This is a genomic window from Bacillus sp. EE-W1, assembly GCF_009760835.1.
Classification (GTDB): Bacteria; Bacillota; Bacilli; order Bacillales; family Bacillaceae_G; genus Bacillus_A; species Bacillus_A wiedmannii.
In genome coordinates this window covers 345902-364433 of the sequence record NZ_WIPE01000063.1, presented here as the reverse complement: position 1 = coordinate 364433, position 18532 = coordinate 345902, and the positions used below count along the sequence as shown (strand labels likewise).

At 34.1% G+C, this 18532-nt stretch carries 21 protein-coding genes; 17 read left to right on the top strand and 4 right to left on the bottom strand.

Translation table 11 applies throughout. The features are described 5' to 3' along the window. The first annotated feature begins 1 nt into the window (after position 1). Complete coding sequence (locus tag GFJ36_RS14550; protein WP_087983877.1) at positions 2-382, top strand: DUF4181 domain-containing protein; 381 nt, start codon at positions 2-4, stop codon at positions 380-382. 72 nt (positions 383-454) lie between these two features. On the opposite strand, the gene GFJ36_RS14545 is transcribed toward GFJ36_RS14550, so the two are convergent. Both GFJ36_RS14545 and GFJ36_RS14540 read right to left on the bottom strand, forming a co-directional pair. Then, positions 455-973, bottom strand: coding sequence for a GrpB family protein (locus GFJ36_RS14545; protein ID WP_087983878.1), 519 nt, complete (start codon positions 971-973; stop codon positions 455-457). A gap of 41 nt (positions 974-1014) precedes the next feature. After that, a complete protein-coding gene (locus tag GFJ36_RS14540) occupies positions 1015-1860 on the bottom strand; it encodes an oxidoreductase (RefSeq protein WP_206752526.1) in 846 nt (281 codons plus the stop codon). Between the two features lie 187 nt (positions 1861-2047). Between GFJ36_RS14540 and GFJ36_RS14535 the strand changes: the two genes are divergently transcribed. The 5 genes from GFJ36_RS14535 to lpdA all read left to right on the top strand — a co-directional run bounded on the left by GFJ36_RS14535 (position 2048) and on the right by lpdA (position 7369). Beyond that, positions 2048-2527, top strand: coding sequence for a DinB family protein (locus GFJ36_RS14535; protein ID WP_097890120.1), 480 nt, complete (start codon positions 2048-2050; stop codon positions 2525-2527). Between the two features lie 169 nt (positions 2528-2696). Beyond that, positions 2697-3695, top strand: coding sequence for an acetoin:2,6-dichlorophenolindophenol oxidoreductase subunit alpha (acoA, locus tag GFJ36_RS14530; protein ID WP_097890121.1), 999 nt, complete (start codon positions 2697-2699; stop codon positions 3693-3695). A gap of 17 nt (positions 3696-3712) precedes the next feature. Further along, positions 3713-4747 carry an acetoin:2,6-dichlorophenolindophenol oxidoreductase subunit beta gene (acoB, locus tag GFJ36_RS14525; protein WP_097890122.1) on the top strand — a complete coding sequence of 345 codons (1035 nt, stop codon included), beginning with the start codon at positions 3713-3715 and terminating at the stop codon, positions 4745-4747. Positions 4748-4774: 27 nt separating this feature from the next. Continuing rightward, positions 4775-5974, top strand: coding sequence for a dihydrolipoamide acetyltransferase family protein (locus GFJ36_RS14520; RefSeq protein WP_087983882.1), 1200 nt, complete (start codon positions 4775-4777; stop codon positions 5972-5974). A gap of 15 nt (positions 5975-5989) precedes the next feature. Continuing rightward, positions 5990-7369, top strand: a complete 1380-nt coding sequence (lpdA, locus tag GFJ36_RS14515) for a dihydrolipoyl dehydrogenase (RefSeq protein WP_087983883.1) — start codon at positions 5990-5992, stop codon at positions 7367-7369. 82 nt (positions 7370-7451) lie between these two features. Here lpdA and GFJ36_RS14510 read toward each other — a convergent pair whose 3' ends face one another. Beyond that, on the bottom strand, positions 7452-8048 hold the full coding sequence (locus GFJ36_RS14510) for a hypothetical protein (RefSeq protein WP_087983884.1): 597 nt from the start codon (positions 8046-8048) through the stop codon (positions 7452-7454). 220 nt (positions 8049-8268) lie between these two features. Here GFJ36_RS14510 and GFJ36_RS14505 point away from each other — a divergent pair, with 220 nt between their 5' ends. The 7 genes from GFJ36_RS14505 (at position 8269) to GFJ36_RS14475 (ending at position 13616) form a co-directional block, all read left to right on the top strand. Then, positions 8269-8895, top strand: coding sequence for a DUF4085 family protein (locus tag GFJ36_RS14505; RefSeq protein WP_087983885.1), 627 nt, complete (start codon positions 8269-8271; stop codon positions 8893-8895). Between the two features lie 285 nt (positions 8896-9180). Further along, positions 9181-9951, top strand: a complete 771-nt coding sequence (locus GFJ36_RS14500; protein WP_087983887.1) for a DeoR/GlpR family DNA-binding transcription regulator — start codon at positions 9181-9183, stop codon at positions 9949-9951. Between the two features lie 12 nt (positions 9952-9963). Further along, positions 9964-10521, top strand: coding sequence for a GNAT family N-acetyltransferase (locus GFJ36_RS14495; protein WP_097890124.1), 558 nt, complete (start codon positions 9964-9966; stop codon positions 10519-10521). Next, complete coding sequence (locus GFJ36_RS14490) at positions 10494-10832, top strand: NIPSNAP family protein (protein WP_088063669.1); 339 nt, start codon at positions 10494-10496, stop codon at positions 10830-10832. Before GFJ36_RS14495 ends, GFJ36_RS14490 begins: the two co-directional genes overlap by 28 nt. Before the next feature lie 314 nt (positions 10833-11146). Continuing rightward, positions 11147-12997 (top strand): sigma-54-dependent Fis family transcriptional regulator, encoded by a 1851-nt coding sequence (locus GFJ36_RS14485; protein WP_097890126.1) that lies wholly within the window; start codon positions 11147-11149, stop codon positions 12995-12997. A gap of 112 nt (positions 12998-13109) precedes the next feature. Next, the gene (locus GFJ36_RS14480) at positions 13110-13355 is read left to right on the top strand and encodes a DUF3977 family protein (protein WP_087983891.1); all 246 of its coding nucleotides are present in this window, start codon (positions 13110-13112) and stop codon (positions 13353-13355) included. A gap of 21 nt (positions 13356-13376) precedes the next feature. Beyond that, the gene (locus GFJ36_RS14475; RefSeq protein WP_073515272.1) at positions 13377-13616 is read left to right on the top strand and encodes a DUF3953 domain-containing protein; all 240 of its coding nucleotides are present in this window, start codon (positions 13377-13379) and stop codon (positions 13614-13616) included. 271 nt (positions 13617-13887) lie between these two features. On the opposite strand, the gene GFJ36_RS14470 is transcribed toward GFJ36_RS14475, so the two are convergent. Further along, on the bottom strand, positions 13888-14499 hold the full coding sequence (locus GFJ36_RS14470) for a TetR/AcrR family transcriptional regulator (RefSeq protein WP_097890127.1): 612 nt from the start codon (positions 14497-14499) through the stop codon (positions 13888-13890). 159 nt (positions 14500-14658) lie between these two features. Between GFJ36_RS14470 and kynU the strand changes: the two genes are divergently transcribed. The 4 genes from kynU to GFJ36_RS14450 all read left to right on the top strand — a co-directional run bounded on the left by kynU (position 14659) and on the right by GFJ36_RS14450 (position 18484). Continuing rightward, positions 14659-15945: a kynureninase gene (gene kynU, locus GFJ36_RS14465; protein WP_097890128.1), complete on the top strand. Its 1287-nt coding sequence runs from the start codon at positions 14659-14661 to the stop codon at positions 15943-15945. A 2-nt stretch (positions 15946-15947) separates the two neighbouring features. Further along, a complete protein-coding gene (kynB, locus tag GFJ36_RS14460) occupies positions 15948-16577 on the top strand; it encodes an arylformamidase (protein WP_087983894.1) in 630 nt (209 codons plus the stop codon). 32 nt (positions 16578-16609) lie between these two features. Continuing rightward, complete coding sequence (gene kynA / locus GFJ36_RS14455) at positions 16610-17449, top strand: tryptophan 2,3-dioxygenase (protein WP_087983895.1); 840 nt, start codon at positions 16610-16612, stop codon at positions 17447-17449. 117 nt (positions 17450-17566) lie between these two features. Beyond that, positions 17567-18484 carry a serine hydrolase domain-containing protein gene (locus GFJ36_RS14450; protein ID WP_097890129.1) on the top strand — a complete coding sequence of 306 codons (918 nt, stop codon included), beginning with the start codon at positions 17567-17569 and terminating at the stop codon, positions 18482-18484. Positions 18485-18532: the final 48 nt, after the last annotated feature.

Genomic DNA, 18532 nt, shown 5'->3' with positions numbered 1-18532 from the left:
AATGGGTATTTCTACAATCTTGATTATTATTATTGGACTGGCTATAGGTGGTTACTTTTTAGAACAGTGTTTAAGAATAAAATTAAATATGGAGAAAAGAGGCTTCTTCGGATATAAGCATGTGAATAGTTTACATGTAAAAATAGAAATAGGACTTATTATTATTTATATAATAGGTAGTTGTTATTATATGTTTAAATTTGAAAACTCTAAAATGGCTTATGTCATGTTCACTTATTTAGGGATATCATCGACTTTAAGAGCATGGATGGAATGGAAGTATGATAGAGAATCAAAAGAATATATACTCTCGATAACGGGAATGGTTGCATTTATATTGATCCTCTCGATACTAGTTTATTTCGTTCCACCTGCTGCATAATAAGGTGATTATTGATGGTACAAATCAAGAGTTAACTAATAAATAAGAAACCATTGAGTAGTAAATGGTTTCTTATTTAAATTCATCATTTATTTTGGCTAATATGGATGTAACGAAATTTGTTTTATCCTCAGCATATTTATTTTTATCATTAGGATTAGCTTGTGAAAGTTGAGTCTTTAACTGTTCATACTGAATACGAGAAGTTTTATTGTCTATTAAGTAATCTCTGAATTGTAATTGTTCTATTAAATATGTATTCCTTTGTTCATACATATGAATTTGATGAGTTCTTGGCTCTCCTTTATTAAAATAATATCGTTCAGGCAATACATCTTTTCTGTATTTATAGTTTAGCAGTTCTAACTTTTTAATACATGTTAAACCGTCCGTATAATCTTCTAATTCGATTGCAATATCAATAATTGGCTTTGCACTTAAATGTGGAATAGAGGTACTACCAATATGGTGTATTGCTAAAATATGTTCGCCAATTTGTTCCTCAATGAATTGTTTCTCTTTCATAAATTCAATTTCCCATTGTTCAGTCCACGGAACTAAAAACACTTTTCCATACGGTAAACCTAACATTTAATTAGCACCTCTTTCAAAATGTTTATCAAAAAAGTTAACTACATTTTCTTAAAGGTTCTCAATACAAGGTATTCCCACAATCTCCAAGGAAGAATCCTCTTCGCAAAGATCATAAATTTTACACCTTTTCCAATCGGATATCGTAAATTCGTACGCTTAGATTCAGCGATTTCTATAATTTTATTAGCAACTTCTATCGGATTACCAAATGTATCACTGCCGCTATTAATATGTTTTTGTATTTTACCCATATATTCTTTGTAAGGAGAAGATGTATCAGATTGGTTTGTAGCTAGTTGTTTACCAACTTCCCATATATTCGTGTTATAAGAACCAGGTTCAATTAAAGCAACATCTATTCCGAAAGGCTTTACTTCTAAACGAAGGGATTCACTCCAGCCTTCTAATGCATATTTTGAAGAAACGTAAGGAGATAGACCAGGGAATCCGACTTGGCCACTAATACTGCTTATATTAATGATTTTCCCACTTTTTTGTTCTCTCATATAAGGTAATACAAGTTGAGTAATTGATATAGCTCCAAAAAGGTTCGTTTCAAATTGTTTACGGTATTCCTCTACTGGAATTTCTTCTACAAAGCCCCCATTTGCATATCCTGCATTATTAATGAGAAGATCTACTCTATTTATTTCTTTTAAAAATAATTGAAAGTTATGTATAGAGTTTTGATCGGTTACATCTAATTGTTGAACTGTTATGTTTTGTTGTAAGTTCAGTTTAGTAGCTTGAGATATTAAATCTTCTTGTTTATTAAGGTTTCGCATTGTAGCTATGACTAAATAGTCTTTTTTCGCAAGCTCAAGTGTTGTTAAAAGACCGAAACCACTTGAAGCCCCGGTTATAACTGCGATTTTTTTATCCATTTTCCGCCAGCTTTCTTTTTCTTTTATCATAACGAGTTATGATAAGAAAATCTATTATTCTTACATTCGTATTGAGAGCAATACCCGTTAATTCTATATTCTATGAGATTTTTAAAAAAGGGAATTATAAAGACTCAGCGTATATAGAGAAGTGAGTATGAATATGTTAATGAAATGAGGGGAAAAAATGGCCCATGTGAAAGATGTTTTAGCAGATCAATTATTAGCGAATGCAAACGATCCTAGTTGGTATATTCCATTTTCAGATGCAGTGAAAGATCTACCTGAGAGAGAAGCTTTCTGGAAACCGAATGAAGAGAGTAATAGTATAGCTGAAATTGTACAACATTTACTGTATTGGAATTCAACGTGGCAAACTAGGTACAAAGAATTGAATGTGGATGCTGTGCCCGCTATTGGTGATAATAACAAAAGTTTTATGCTTTCAAATAATCAAACCTTCGATGAGTTAAGAGAAAAACTACTAGAGAAACTGTTACAATGGCAAAAGCTTATAAATGAAGAGAAGGTTGAAAGTGATGTAGTTGGATTTCATGTTTCTGCAAAGTGGTGGGAAATATTAGCAAATGTAACAACTCATAATGCTTATCATATAGGTCAAATTATTTACATCCGGAAGTTACAGAAGAGTTTTGATCCTGAATAAAATAATAATTCTCAAATTAGGTGAACAAAAGTGGACAAAACGAGACAGATGTCTCATTTTGTCCACTTTTTTATTTTGAAAGAAAAGAGAAAACCTATTAAATCAAGGATTAGAATTTGGCATAGTACTTGCAATATAAAAGATGAACAAAAAAATAGGAGGGCTGAACATGTTAAAAACAACTGAAAGTAAAGGGAATGAAATTACGAAAGAACAAGCTCGTTGGATGTATGAAAAAATGTTTGAAATTCGTAAGTTTGAAGATAAGGTGCATGAATTATTCGCGCAAGGCGTTTTGCCAGGTTTCGTTCATTTATACGCAGGTGAAGAAGCAGTAGCAGTTGGTGTATGTGCCCACTTAACGGATCGTGACAGTATTACAAGTACACATAGAGGACATGGGCATTGTATCGCAAAAGGTTGTGATTTAAACGGGATGATGGCTGAACTTTTTGGGAAAGCGACAGGGTTATGTAAAGGGAAAGGCGGTTCCATGCATATTGCTGATTTAGATAAAGGAATGCTTGGTGCAAATGGGATTGTAGGCGGAGGTTTTCCACTTGCTTGCGGCTCAGCATTAACAGCTAAATATAAAGGAACGAAAGATGTAAGTGTTTGTTTCTTCGGTGACGGAGCAAATAATGAAGGTACATTCCATGAAGGGGTTAATTTAGCTGCGATTTGGAAGTTACCAGTTATTTTTATCGCAGAAAATAACGGTTACGGTGAAGCAACGACATTTGAATATGCTTCAAGTTGTAATTCCATTGCAGATCGCGCGAAAGCTTACAATATTCCAGGTGTTCAAGTGGATGGAAAGGACTTGCTTTCAGTGTATAAAGCGGCGGAAGAAGCAGTAGAACGTGCGCGTAATGGCGGTGGTCCAACAATAATTGAATGTATGACATATCGAAATTACGGTCATTTCGAAGGTGAAGCGCAAACGTATAAAACTTCAGAAGAAAAAGAAGAACATTTAAATGAAAAAGATGCGATTGTGAATTTCCGTAAGCATTTAATTCATGAAGCTTTATTAACTGAATCTGAGCTTGTAGATATGGAAAGGGCAGTAGATGAAGCAGTGCAAAAATCAATTGAATTTAGTGAAAATAGTCCATATCCAGAGAATGAAGAGTTATTAAAAGATGTATACGTTTCTTACAAATAAGAGGAGGGTGAAAAATAATGACTAGAACAGTAAGTATGTCAACTGCAATTAATGAAGCGATGAAAATCTCAATGCGTCGTGATGAAAACGTAATTTTAATAGGAGAAGACGTTGCAGGTGGTGCACAAGTTGATCACTTGCAAGATGATGAGGCATGGGGCGGTGTACTCGGCGTTACAAAAGGACTTGTACAAGAGTTTGGCCGAAATCGTATTTTAGATACTCCAATTTCAGAAGCAGGTTATATGGGAGCGGCGATGGCAGCTGCGGCAACAGGACTACGTCCGATTGCTGAATTAATGTTTAATGATTTTATCGGTAGTTGTCTTGATCAAGTATTAAACCAAGGGGCAAAGTTCCGCTATATGTTCGGTGGTAAAGCGAAAGTGCCAGTTACAGTACGTACGATGCATGGTGCTGGATTTAGCGCAGCGGCACAGCATTCGCAAAGTTTATATGCGTTGTTTACGAGCATTCCAGGTATAAAAGTTGTCGTTCCTTCTACTCCGTATGATGCAAAAGGCTTATTATTAGCGGCAATTGAAGATGATGATCCAGTAATCTTCTTTGAAGATAAAACACTTTACAATATGAAAGGTAAAGTGCCGGAAGGATACTATACAATTCCATTAGGAAAAGCAGATATAAAACGTGAAGGTTCTGATGTAACAATCGTCGCAATTGGAAAACAAGTTCATACAGCACTTGCAGCTGCTGAGCAATTATCGAAAAAAGGACTTGAAGTAGAAGTAATCGATCCACGTTCTTTATCACCGCTTGATGAAGATACGATTTTAGCATCAGTTGAAAAAACAAATCGTCTTATTGTTATTGATGAAGCAAATCCAAGATGTAGTATCGCAACAGATATTGCGGCAATTGTAGCGGATAAAGGATTCGATTTATTAGATGCGCCTATTAAACGAATTACAGCACCACATACACCAGTTCCATTCTCTCCACCACTTGAAAAGTTATATTTACCAACGCCGGAGAAAGTAATTGAAACTGTATCAGAAATGATCGGAGACCAATCTTTATTACATGTGTAATGAAACGATGAGAAGGGAGAGAGAAACATGGCTGTAGAAGTTGTAATGCCAAAGTTAGGTATGGCGATGAAAGAAGGTATTATTACGAGCTGGAATATTAAAGCAGGCGATAACGTATCAAAAGGTGAACTAATTGCTAGCATTAACTCGGAAAAAATCGAAACTGAAATAGAAGCACCGGCTGATGGAACTGTTCTTGATATAGCTGTAAGTGAAGATGAGGGAGTGCCGCCGGGTACTGTAATTTGCTATATCGGTAAGCCGAACGAAATAGTAGAAGTCTATGAAAATACAAATGTTGTAGAAGAAAAAACACCTAATGCAGAACCTAAAAATATACAACATCCAGAACCATATGCGAAAGAAGTAGCGAAGCAAAGAATCAAAATATCTCCGGTTGCGAAAAAGATTGCAAAAACTGAAAATCTTGATATTAGATCATTAATTGGTACAGGACCTGGAGGAAGAATTACAAAGGTAGATGTTTTAAAGGCACTTGAGGAAAGAGTTGCAATTCCAGAAGTACTTGAACAAGAAGAAAGTAAAGTCATTCCTGTGACTGGTATGAGGAAAGCAATCGCAAACCGTATGCATGCAAGCCTACAAAATAGTGCGCAATTAACATTAACGATGAAAGTAGATGTGACAGATTTAGTAGCTTTACATAAAGACATAGCGGAAGTTGTACAAAAACGATACGATAACAAACTAACCATTACGGATTTCGTTTCTCGCGCTGTTGTATTAGCACTTGCGGAGCATAAAGAAATGAACAGCGCTTATATAGATGATGCAATTCATCAATTTGAACATGTTCATTTAGGCATGGCAGTCGCGTTAGAAAAAGGATTAGTCGTTCCGTCTATTCGCTTTGCTAATAATTTATCTTTAGTAGAGTTATCTAAAGAAATTAAAATTTTGGCACAAAAAGCAAGAGAAGGTAGTTTAAGTAGTGACGATATGCAAGGGACAACCTTTACAATTAGTAATTTAGGTAGCTTTGGGATTGAATATTTCACACCAGTATTAAATACACCTGAAACTGGTATTTTAGGTGTTGGTGCAATTGAACATGTTCCTGTATATAAAGGGAAAAAATTAAGAAAAGGAAGTATGTTACCTTTAAGTTTAACATTCGATCATCGTGTATTAGATGGTGCACCAGCAGCTGCATTTTTACGTACAATTAAACGTTATTTAGAAGAACCTGTAACAATTCTTTTATAAAGAGAAGGTGAGAGAATGAGTAAATTAGTCGTTATTGGAGGCGGACCTGCTGGCTATGTAGCAGCAATTACTGCGGCTCAAAATGGGAAAGATGTCATTCTTATTGATGAAGCTGATCTTGGCGGGACTTGTTTAAATGTTGGTTGCATGCCTACAAAATCATTGTTAGAAAGTGCGGAAGTGCATGACATTGTGAGAAAAGCGAATAATTACGGAGTTACGCTTAACAAAGGAAGTATATCAATTGATTGGAAGCAAATACAGGCGAGGAAATCACAGATCGTAACGCAGCTTGTCCAAGGAATTCAATATTTAATGAAGAAAAATAAAATAAAAGTTATACAAGGTAAAGCGAAATTTGAAACGGATCACCGTGTACGAGTTACACACGGTGATAAAGTAGATGTAGTAGATGGAGCCCAGTTCATTATAGCAACAGGTTCAGAACCGACTGAATTACCTTTTGCTCCATTTGATGGGCAGTGGATTTTAAATAGTAGCCATGCAATGTCCCTAGAAAATATACCGAAATCATTATTAATCGTTGGCGGTGGTGTAATAGGTTGCGAGTTTGCAAGTATTTATAGTCGTCTTGGAACAAAAGTTACGATTGTTGAAATGGCACCGCAATTATTACCTGGTGAAGATGAAGATATCGCACATATTTTAAGAGATAAACTAGAAAATGATGGCGTAGAAATATTTACAGGAGCTGCTTTAAAAGGATTAAATAATTATAAGAAGCAGGCTTCATTTGAATATGAAGGAAGTATCCAAGTAGTCAATCCGGAAATTGTTCTCGTTTCTGTCGGCCGAAAACCACGTGTACAAAAATTAGATTTAAAAAAAGCAGGTGTTCAATTTTCAAATAAAGGAATTTCTGTGAATGAACATATGCAAACAAATGTATCACATATTTACGCAGCAGGTGATGTGATTGGTGGAATACAACTTGCTCACGTTGCTTTCCATGAAGGAACGACAGCAGCGTTACATATGAGTGGAGAAGATGTGAAAGTTAACTATCATGCAGTACCTCGATGTATATACACATCCCCAGAAATCGCAAGTGTTGGTTTAAACGAAAAAGATGCAAGAGAACAATACGGTGATATTCTTATCGGAGAATTTCCTTTTACAGCGAACGGAAAAGCGCTTATTATTGGAGAACAAACGGGTAAAGTAAAAGTTATCGTGGAACCTAAATATCAAGAAATTGTTGGGATTTCTATTATCGGTCCTCGTGCAACCGAACTAATCGGACAAGGAACTGTAATGATTCATACAGAAGTTACCGCTGATATTATGAGAGATTATATTGCAGCGCATCCAACTTTATCTGAAGCGATTCATGAAGCGTTATTACAAGCTGTAGGGCATGCTGTACATGCTTAAATAGAAAATTAATAAACCGCTATTCTCTAAATGAATAAGAGAATAGTGGTTTGAATTTTTACAGGGAAAATTGAATATCTTATTATTTTTTTACGTCAATCGCTGAAGTAATATCGTTCCAATCAGCAGCTAAATTAGCAGTTTTACCGTACCAATCAGCATGTTTGAATACAACACCTTTTCCATAGCCTTGTGTTGAAGTATGCTCCCAAAGTGTCGTTGAATAACTTGCTGAAGGCGATGCTGTACTTACAGAAGAAATTCTGTCATTCCAGCTAGAAGGTAAGTTTTTAAAACCGCTGCTCCAGTAAATATATTGGCCACCTTTATCTTTATGTTCATAAAAATCAGTACTACCAGCACCGCTACCTAAAGGATTAATTTTATTTTTAAGTACTTTTTTATCCTTTTCAATATAAGCATCTAATGTTTCGCGGCTAGTAAAACCGTAAGCTAACCAATCTCCATTTTCATTTTGCTCTGGTAATACCATAGTAATTTGGATATCTTTCTTGTCCTGATCACTTAATTTTGTAAGTGAATTAACATTCTGTTCATCCACTTTTAAATAATCAAAAGACTTAATTGTGTTAGCTTTTTCTTCAGCACTTGCTACTCCAAGTCCTCCAGTGAATGCAAATCCCGCTACTAGTGTACCTGCTACTAATTTCTTCAACATATAACCATCCCTTTTTGTTTAGATTTTGTACAGGTGAAACTTTGTACTAGTAAAATGTATTCTAATTATCAACTATTGTAAATATTCTGAAGTTTTAGAAATAAAAGGCGGAATATTTATAGTTTTGCATTTTTTCTTTAGAAAAAATAGTTATTGGAATGATATAATAAATAGATGTATTGCTTTTGTGGGATGTTAAAATGTTTTAGGGGTGGTGCGATTGAAGAATTTCACTGGAGATTGGTATAAAGAAATGCAAATTATAGAATTTGTAAGTTTTATAGAGTCTATAAAAGAATGGTCAGAAATGGATATACAAAGTTTAATAGCGGAAATAAAGGAAAGGAAAACAGATTTATTAAAATTCCTTCCTGAATCCATACACCCATTTATTCATAACACCATAATTAATTCAGAATATCCTTCTAGTGAATTGAAAAAACTTATGAAAGAATGGATAGAGGATTGTGAGAAAAGAAGGGCTCATTTAGATCGATTCTACTTAGAGCAATTCCATTCGATTAAGAAAAAACTCCCAACAAATGTTATTCAGTTACATGATTACTCACTACATGACAGTGTAGTCAAATCAGTAGAGAGATTATCAAAAGATACGCTAATTATTACTTTGGATTGCAGCGGCACGTTCAGTGAATTTGATAAACTGCAAGTAACTTTTATAGGGGTAACGAAATGTTCTATTCCGGAAGATTTTGAAGGTGCATGGTGGTTATGTCATGAAATAGATCTTACTAATGAAGGGTTCGAATTGGGTGTATTATTTGATGGCCCATATGAAGAAGTGACAATTTGTGCAAAAGACGTATTGCTTGAGATAGGTAACTAGTAAACTTTATAACTTTACAAACAAAAAAAACAGTCTTATAAGACTGTTTTTTATTTAGATGCTAAATTATCAAGTTTCCAATATATATCTGTTAAAGGGCAGCTTTGCTATATATATATTATTTAATTATTTTGGTGAAGTTTTCAAGTTAAAAAGGATAGAAAGAGGGAGAATACTGTATAAAACGGAATAAATAAGAATTGAAAATATTGTAAAACGGAAGAGGCGTGCATATAATTAAAATAAAGATTAAATTTCTGAATCTTCAATAATGGTGGTGGGAACATGTTTACTGAAGAGCGTAGAGAAAAAATTTTAGAGTTACTTAAGAAAGATGGAAGGGTAATTGCTAAAGATCTTGCGGAAAGTTTCGATATGTCTATTGATTCTATAAGAAGAGATTTATCTATTATGGAGAAGGATGGCTTGTTAAAAAGAACACATGGAGGTGCAATCGAACTTACTAGAGTAAGGAATTTAACTGCTGAACCATCGAAACGTTATCGTGATAGTTCACTAGGTGAAGAAGCGATTGCGAAAGTTGCTGCATCCTACATACAAGAAGGAGATTCCGTTTTTATTGGCGGGGCTTCTATTCATTATGCCATGTTAAAATACTTACCTGAAATGTCATTTACAGTGATTACGAATGCTTTAGAAATTGCTAGTACCTTACGGGAATATAAGAACATTGATACATACTTAATTGGTGGAAAGGTGAAACCATCAGGGAATATGACAGATACACTTGCCTCTGAAATGATAAGTAGATTATCTATTGATCTTTATTTCTCTACAGGTGGTGGCATTTCATTGAACGGTATAAGTACTGCAACTCCGGAAGTTGCTTATTTTGGAAAAAGAGTAAGTAAAATTGCTAGAAGAAATATTTGTTTAGCTCCTCATAAGAAACTTGGAAGAGACTGCTTTATCAAAGGAGAGTCACTGATAGAAATTGACCTTATAATAACAGATGAAGAGGCTAGTAAAGAAACGATTCAACAATTTGAGAAACAAGGAAAAGAAATTATAATAGCGTCAATAGATTGCATTTAAAAGGAGTTTGTAATGATTATAAAAGGACAAGAGTTTCATATTAATGGGTTAACTTACACAATTCGTTCTGCAGCTGAAATGGATGCTGAGCAATTATCGAAGATTAGAGTTCAGATCGATGGCGAAACTGAAAATATGGATAGAGAAGCTGGAGAGGGATTTATAAATAAGATAGGTTTTCAAAAAATAATAAAAGTAGATAGTGAAGAGATGAAGAATCTCTTTTTAGTTGCAGAAGTGCACAACCAAATCGTAGGATTTTCAAGATGTGAAGGATCAAATTTGAAGAGATTATCCCATAAGGTAGAATTTGGTGTTTGTATTTTAAGAGAGTTTTGGGGATATAGAATCGGTAAGAGTCTCTTGCAACAATCTATTCAGTGGGCTGATGAAAATGAAGTGAAAAAGATATCATTACAAGTGCTAGAGACAAATGAAAAAGCTATTCAACTTTATAAAAAATTAGGTTTTGAAGTAGAAGGTATTTTGAAAAATGACAAAAAGCTGTCGGATGGGAAGTATTATAATACGGTTGTAATGGGATGTTTTACAGAAGAAAGTACTATATAGTAAAAAATGAATTTGTAGAAATATTTAATGAGCATTTTACTAACACAAACTTACCTAACCAGTTAAAGCATGGTTCCAGGCTAATAGGACGCTGGATGAAAGATAATAATGATGGTACAACAGAAATATTCGCCATATGGGAATATGACAGTTATGAACAGTATAAAGACATTGAATCAAAAATTAGAAGTGACGAGATGCATGTTAAAAGAATACAGGATTGGTATGAAAAACATGGTGGAAGAGAATATGTTTTACAAAAGTACATATTAGAGTTAAAACATGAAGAGTTAATATGTACTGTAAAGTGATAGAGGAGTGAGGGCTAGTGGGAATTAAAACAAAATTATATTTTAGTTTAGCATCCACTACTTTATTTGCAATAGCGTTGATAGTTTTCTTTATAAACGGCAATCCACAAAAGTGTTTTTGGTTATGTATTTTCTTTGCGTCTATTATACAAAATATAGTTTTACTAAAAAAGAATAAAGAAGCGCATTAAGATATTCAAATTATTAACATATTTGTGTCGTCTTTCTAGTTTTATTGAAAACGCTTTTATTCGGTTTTATAATAAAAGTATGTTTTTACAGATCTCCAAAATAATGAATAGGGAGATGATACAATGTTAGCTTCACCGTTTTACTTACATACATGGAAAAAGTTTATTAATGAAGGAGTCCTTGATTCGAACCGTATAAACGAAAGAATTTCAGAGTCATGGCATCGATGTAAACAAGCAAATGTGAATCCTTATATGAATAAAGGTCAGAAAATTTTGTCTTCTAATATTTTTCAAGATCAAAAGAAAAAGAGTGAAATCTTCCTTGATATAGCAATACCTCAATTACAAAATATAAGGAAAACCATTGATGAACTGCAAATGATGGCATTATTAATTGATCCAGACGGTTACGTTCTATCGTTAAGCGGAAATCAACAAACGTTAAAACGAGCAAAACATATTAACTTCATTAAGGGTGTGAAATGGACGGAAGCAGCTGTTGGTACAAATGCGATAGGAACCGCGTTACAGATTGAAGAGGCTATTATGATAAGTGGTACAGAGCATTATTCTGTCGCATCTCATAGCTGGAGTTGTGCGGCCGCTCCGATTCATAACGATGATGGGAAATTAATTGGTGTTCTAGATTTCTCCTGTCCAATTGAATTTTCACATCCGTATATGCTAGGGATGGTAACTTCAATTGCACATGCGATTGAACGTGAATGTAGTATTCGAGTGCATCAAAATGAACTACATTTAATCCATCGTTTTTTAGATGTAATTGACAGTGATGAACAAGTTGTCATTTGTAATCATCGTGATGTTATCGTTTCTGCAAGCAAGAAGGTTCGAGAACAAGTTTCTAATTGGTCACGAATGAAACTTGAAGATTTAATACAAAATGGATTGAAACCTAAATTAGAAGTACCAGTATATAGTAATGATAGAATGATCGGGAAATGTATTTATTTAAAAGAAAATAAACGAGAGAATTTATTTTCTACTTCCAAATTTATTAACGGAATTACTTTCCATGGAGTTATTGGGACAAGCAATGCATTTCAACATACGTTAGAAGAAATTAAGCTTGTATCTCCAACTGACGCTAGTGTATATGTTTGTGGTGAAACAGGTGTAGGGAAAGAATATGTAGCGAGAGCGATTCATGAAAATAGTCCAAGAAAAAATGGTCCTTTTATAGCTGTTAACTGCGGTTCGTTGCCGAAAGAATTAATGGAAAGTGAATTATTCGGTTATGCTGAAGGTGCGTTTACAGGTGCGCGACGTCAAGGATATAAAGGGAAATTCGAACAAGCAGACAGTGGAACAATATTTTTAGATGAAATTGGTGAAGTGCCACCAGAGATGCAAGTCGCATTATTGCGTGTTTTACAAGAACGAACAGTAACCCCAATTGGCAGTTCAAAAGAGGTACCGCTAAATATTCGTATTATTACTGCGACACATAAAGATTTACTGCGATTAGTAGAAGAAGGGAAATTCCGTCAAGATTTATATTATCGTTTACATGTTTATCCACTTTATGTTCCATCGTTAATAGAAAGAAAAGAGGATATTCCGTACTTCATACAAGATTTTTGTAGACGAAAGAATTGGAATGTTGTATTTCCAAAGAGTATTTGTAATCAATTTTCACAGCATGCATGGCCCGGAAATATTCGGGAATTATTAAATGTATTAGAACGGATTTACATTTTGTCGCAAGGTCGCGAAATATGCGAAAAACAAATCTCTTTTTTATTACAAACAATGATGGGAAATCAACATCAACTTGCATTGCAAGCAGAAAATAAAACGGAGCATACATTAAATTTTCGTGAAAAAATACAGCGTGATAGTATGATTGAAGCGCTAGAAAAGACGAATGGAAATGTTTCTTTAGCTGCAAAACTGTTAGATGTACCTCGAAGTACATTTTATAAACGAATGCAAAAATATAAGTTATAAAGTAGATTTTTGTAATCTACTTTTTCTTTATGGGCTCATGTTCTGTCGGAATGTGCGCTTACCGGGGAAATAATAGAATAGTTAAAAATTAATTTCCGAAAGGTGGACTTATGTGAAGTATATTGAAATTGGTATTGGAAATAGGTGGTTCGTTCGAACAGAAATAGAAAATAAAGATGGAACTGAATTTGAGGAACGAGGAATTATAAAACCTATTTATTTTGAGTCTTTATATGTACGAATTTGGTTTTGGAAAACGTGTTTTATTTTTGATACGAAAGAAGGGTTTAAGAAAGTAAGAAAAAGTAGAGCTGAGTATAAGTTTATTGTTGGAATTGTGAGTAGGTTAACACAATAGAATCAAATAGGGGGTGTTTTTATGATTAGAATTACCACATTTATACTCGCTATTATTGTAATGGGCTATTCTATTTACAGTTGGAATGATGATTCGAAGCAAAGTATGCTTATTTTGCAATTATTGTTAGGTTTTATGCTTGCTGGAATGGGGATACAAAATGTTAAGAAGGATGAAAAAGAGAATAAGAATATGGGACTGTTGCTTTTACTTACATCGCTAATTTGTATTATTGTATCGGTAATAAAATATTTAAAATAACCTGGTACTTAATTTGTTGAGTAACAGGTTATTTTTTTGAAGTTTGCTCATTAAAAATTTTAATAGCTGTTTGGTACATCTATTTATTAATACAAAATCTTTCTGTTATCCAATAAGTAAGTTCAGAAGAGGTAAGGTTATGTTCTCTTTTCTTACCTTGGAAATATTGCTAAGACATTCCCGTTATTTAAAAAAACACTTTTAGCATTACCATAACCAGATAAAATATTTTTATAGACCATACAATAGCACACCTATATAAATGAGTGTGCTATTTATATAGCCCAGTCGTATACATTTCCGTCAATGTATGCACAATTTCTCCTAACTCTAATTCTTTATCATTTTTCACAATTGCCCAAAGAAACATCTCATTCATTGCGAACCAAGCACGTGCTACAATTTCTTTATTTAATTCAGGCTGTGCTAATCCACCTTCTTGAGAGTATGTAATATCCTGCGTAATCCTGTTTATAAAGCGTTCCCGTATCTCGTCCCATTTTTGACGTATCTCTTTTGATAATCCAATTGCTTCCTGCACAACTTGTAATATAGCTCGTTCTTTTTCTGCTAGTTGTAGGAATGCTCTAACTTGATTTTGAATCATTTTATGTGCTTCTTCTTTCGTTTGAGGGGAAAAGGAGCGCTCGGCAATATCATAAAATTGATTCATGACATCTTCCATTAAAACGATAAGGAGATCATCTTTGTTTTTAAAGTATACATATGCCGTTCCATAACCAGTTTCTGCATGTTTAATAATTTGTGTAATAGTCGTTTTTTGAAATCCGTTATGTATAAAAATAGTGTAACCAGCGTGTAATAGTTTCTTTTTTGTTTCTAAGGAGCGGTGTTTTCTTGATGAAAGAGTATTGTTTTTCAAAGAACCACCTCTTTATACTGAAATATCTGAAAATATAACTGTATTGTAAAAGGAATTCATATATAAAGTCAACTGACATAATATCATTGACGTTATATCAACTAAGGTGATATATTTCAATTAGTTAGAATAAAAAGAAAATTAAAAGAAGGTGACACCATGTATAAAGAACCATTTCAACCGAATTATGAATATGCGCTTGAATGTGATAAACATGATGAACTGAAAGATTTTCAAACTGAATTCTATAAAAAAGAAGGAACGATATATTTAGATGGAAACTCATTAGGGCTACTTTCAAAAAGAGCAGAGAAATCATTACTTACGTTGCTCGATTCATGGAAGGAGTATGGAATTGACGGCTGGACTGAAGGAGAGCATCCGTGGTTTTTCCTTTCGGAGAAATTAGGTGAATTGACTGCGCCTCTTATTGGAGCTTTACCGGAAGAAACAATTGTAACCGGTTCCACAACGACGAATATTCACCAAGTAATTGCGACGTTTTATGAGCCGAAAGGAATACGTACAAAAATTCTTGCTGATGAATTAACATTTCCGTCAGATATATATGCTCTTCAAAGTCAAATTCGATTAAAAGGATTAGATCCAGATGAGCATTTAGTACGAGTGAAGAGTTGTGATGGTAAAACACTTTCTGAAGATGATATTATTCAAGCGATGACAGATGATATCGCGTTAATTTTATTGCCTTCTGTACTATATAGAAGCGGACAAATTCTTGATATGAAACGTTTAACAGCGGAAGCGCATAAGCGTGGTATTCATATCGGATTCGATTTATGTCATTCAATCGGTTCTATTCCGCATTATTTCAAAGAATGGGATGTTGATTTCGCTATTTGGTGTAATTATAAATATTTAAATGCAGGACCTGGTGGTGTTGCGGGGCTTTATGTAAATAAAAAGCATTTTAATAGACTTCCAGGATTATCAGGTTGGTTTAGTTCTAGAAAAGATAAGCAGTTTGATATGGAACATACATTAACAGCTGCTGATCATGCAGGTGCTTATCAAATTGGTACACCGCACGTATTAAGTACTGCACCTTTAATTGGTTCTCTTGAAATATTTAAAGATGCTGGTATAGAACGTTTACGTGAAAAATCGCTACATATTACAAGATACATGCTGGATTTAATTGATTATGAATTAAAAGATTACGGATTTACAATTGGAAATCCATTAGAGGATGAAAAACGAGGCGGGCACATTTATTTAGAACATGCAGAAGCAGCACGCATATGTAAAGCGTTAAAAGCAAATGGAGTTATCCCTGATTTCCGTGCACCTAATGGAGTAAGACTTGCGCCGGTCGCTTTATATAACACATACGAAGAAGTGTGGAAATCTGTACAAATATTAAAGAAAATTATGAAAGATGAAGCGTATAAGCAGTTTGAAAATAAGCGAGAGGTTGTGGCATAAGTATGAAAGCTTCAGAGTGGATTGATATTTCACAACCGCTAAATAATGATATTGCTACTTGGCCAGGTGATACACCGTTCTCGTATGAAGTTTCATGGTCAAAAGAAGAAAGTGGCTCAGTAAATGTCGGAAAGCTAACGATGAGTATTCATACAGGTACTCATATTGACGCACCGTTTCATTTTGATAATGATGGAAAGAAAGTAATAGATTTAGATGTTCAAGTTTATGTCGGTCCAGCGCGGATCATTGATGTTTCTAATCTTGAAAGCATTGGGAAAAAGGAATTAGAAACCTTTCATTTAGAAGGTATAGAACGCTTGTTGTTACGCACATCTTCACATGGTAAAGCGAATGAATTCCCGGATGTAATTCCGCATTTACGTGCTGATATCGCACCATTTCTTTCTGAAAAGGGAATTCGTTTAATTGGGGTAGATGTACCATCAGTAGATCCATTAGACGATAAAGAATTAGCAGCGCATCACCAATTGTTTAAACATGGTATACACATTTTAGAAAATGTCGTACTAGAACATGTAGCAGACGGCGATTATGAATTAATCGCATTACCACTTGCCTTAACAGATGCAGATGGAAGTCCAGTTCGAGCAGTTATTAGACCAATATAAGTAGAATTACATAAAAGGGGCGTTTGGCTAATATGAAAGAAAACGAAAAGGTAATTATGGAAAAAGGAATTCATACGGATTTTAAAGAGAATATGACGTACGGGGAGTATTTACAATTAGATAGTTTACTATCTTCTCAAAAGAGATTATCAGATCATCATGATGAAATGTTATTCATCGTGATTCACCAAGCAAGTGAACTTTGGATGAAGCTTATTTTACATGAGTTAAACGCAGCGATTGAATCTATTAAACAAGATAAATTACAACCAGCTTTTAAAATGTTAGCACGTGTATCAAAAATTCAGTCGCAAATTATTCAATCTTGGGATATTCTTGCGACATTAACACCATCAGAGTACATTGAGTTTCGTGACTCACTCGGTCAAGCTTCAGGTTTTCAATCGTATCAATATCGTATGATTGAGTATGCGCTTGGCTATAAAACGCCGCACGCATTAAAAATTTATGAAAAAGATCCAGAATTACACGCTCGACTTCATACAGCACTACATGCACCAAGTTTGTATGATGTGGCAATTCAAGCTCTTGTAAAAGAAGGATTCCCTATTCATAAAGATGTGTTAAATCGTGATATTACGCAGCCTTATGAAGAAGACGCAACAGTAGAAGCAGCATGGATAGAAGTGTATGCAGATGTGAAGAAGTATTGGAACTTATATCAGCTTGCTGAAAAATTAATCGATATTGAAGACTGGCTACAACAATGGCGTTTCCGTCATATGAAAACGGTAGAACGTATTATTGGTCATAAAATGGGAACAGGTGGATCTTCTGGTGTATCTTATCTGAAAAGGGTACTTGATCAATGTTTCTTCCCAGAGCTTTGGAATGTTCGTACGAAATTATAAAAAACAAACCTGTCAGTTTATTACTGGCAGGTTTGTTTTTTATTTGAACATAAGTATGTTTTAATGAAAACTACAAGATATAATAAATTAGGTAATGATTTAATTGGAGGTAAAGTTTTGGATTTCAAGCAACTAGAAAATAAATTTGAAAAGAAAAAAGTAAATACATTTCTTGTTTATCAAAAAGGTGAGTTAACAACTGCATATTATAAAACGTTAGAGTGTGAAAATAATCTATATAAAATAAATTCAATTACAAAAAGTATTGTATCTATATTAATTGGTATCGCAATCGATAAAGGATATATAAATGATATACATACACCGATTATAGAGTGGATTGAAAATGTATCTAATGAAAAGCGGGATTTGACTCTTTATCATTTATTAACGATGACTACAGGTGAGGATTGGAAAGAGTTCGGAAATGGAGTAGTGTTTCCAAATGATTTTGTAGAATCGGAAAACTGGGTGCAATACATATTAGAAAAACCAATTATTGAAGAACCCGCTACAAAAATGAATTATAACTCAGGTTCTTCGCATTTGCTTAGCTACATTATTCAAAAAGCTACTGGAATGTCGACAGAGCAGTTTGCGAAAAGGTACTTATTTGATCCGTTAGAAATTACCGAATATGAGTGGCAACAAGATCCGCAAGGCATACATGTCGGCGGTTTCGGTATGAAAATGAAATCTAAAGATTTATTAAAGCTCGGAATATTATGTTTGCAGAATGGATATTGGCAAGGGAATGAAATTGTATCATCGAAATGGTTAGAAGAATCTAGTAAAGCTCTATTTGAAACGTATGAACATGTGGGGGCTTATGGATATCACTGGTGGGTTTTGAATAACGAAAGATTTCACATACCGTATTGTATGTATTTTGCTATGGGATATGGCGGACAATACATCGTTATCATTCCACAGTTAGAACTTGTTGCTGTAATAAGTAGTCATATGCCAAAACGTGGACTTGTTCCATTGAAATTGTTTATTGAGCATGTACAGGAGCATTATAAGTTTATATAAGAAGAGAGAATGTTTGAAAGGTGTAAATTTAGGGATGGATTATAGAAA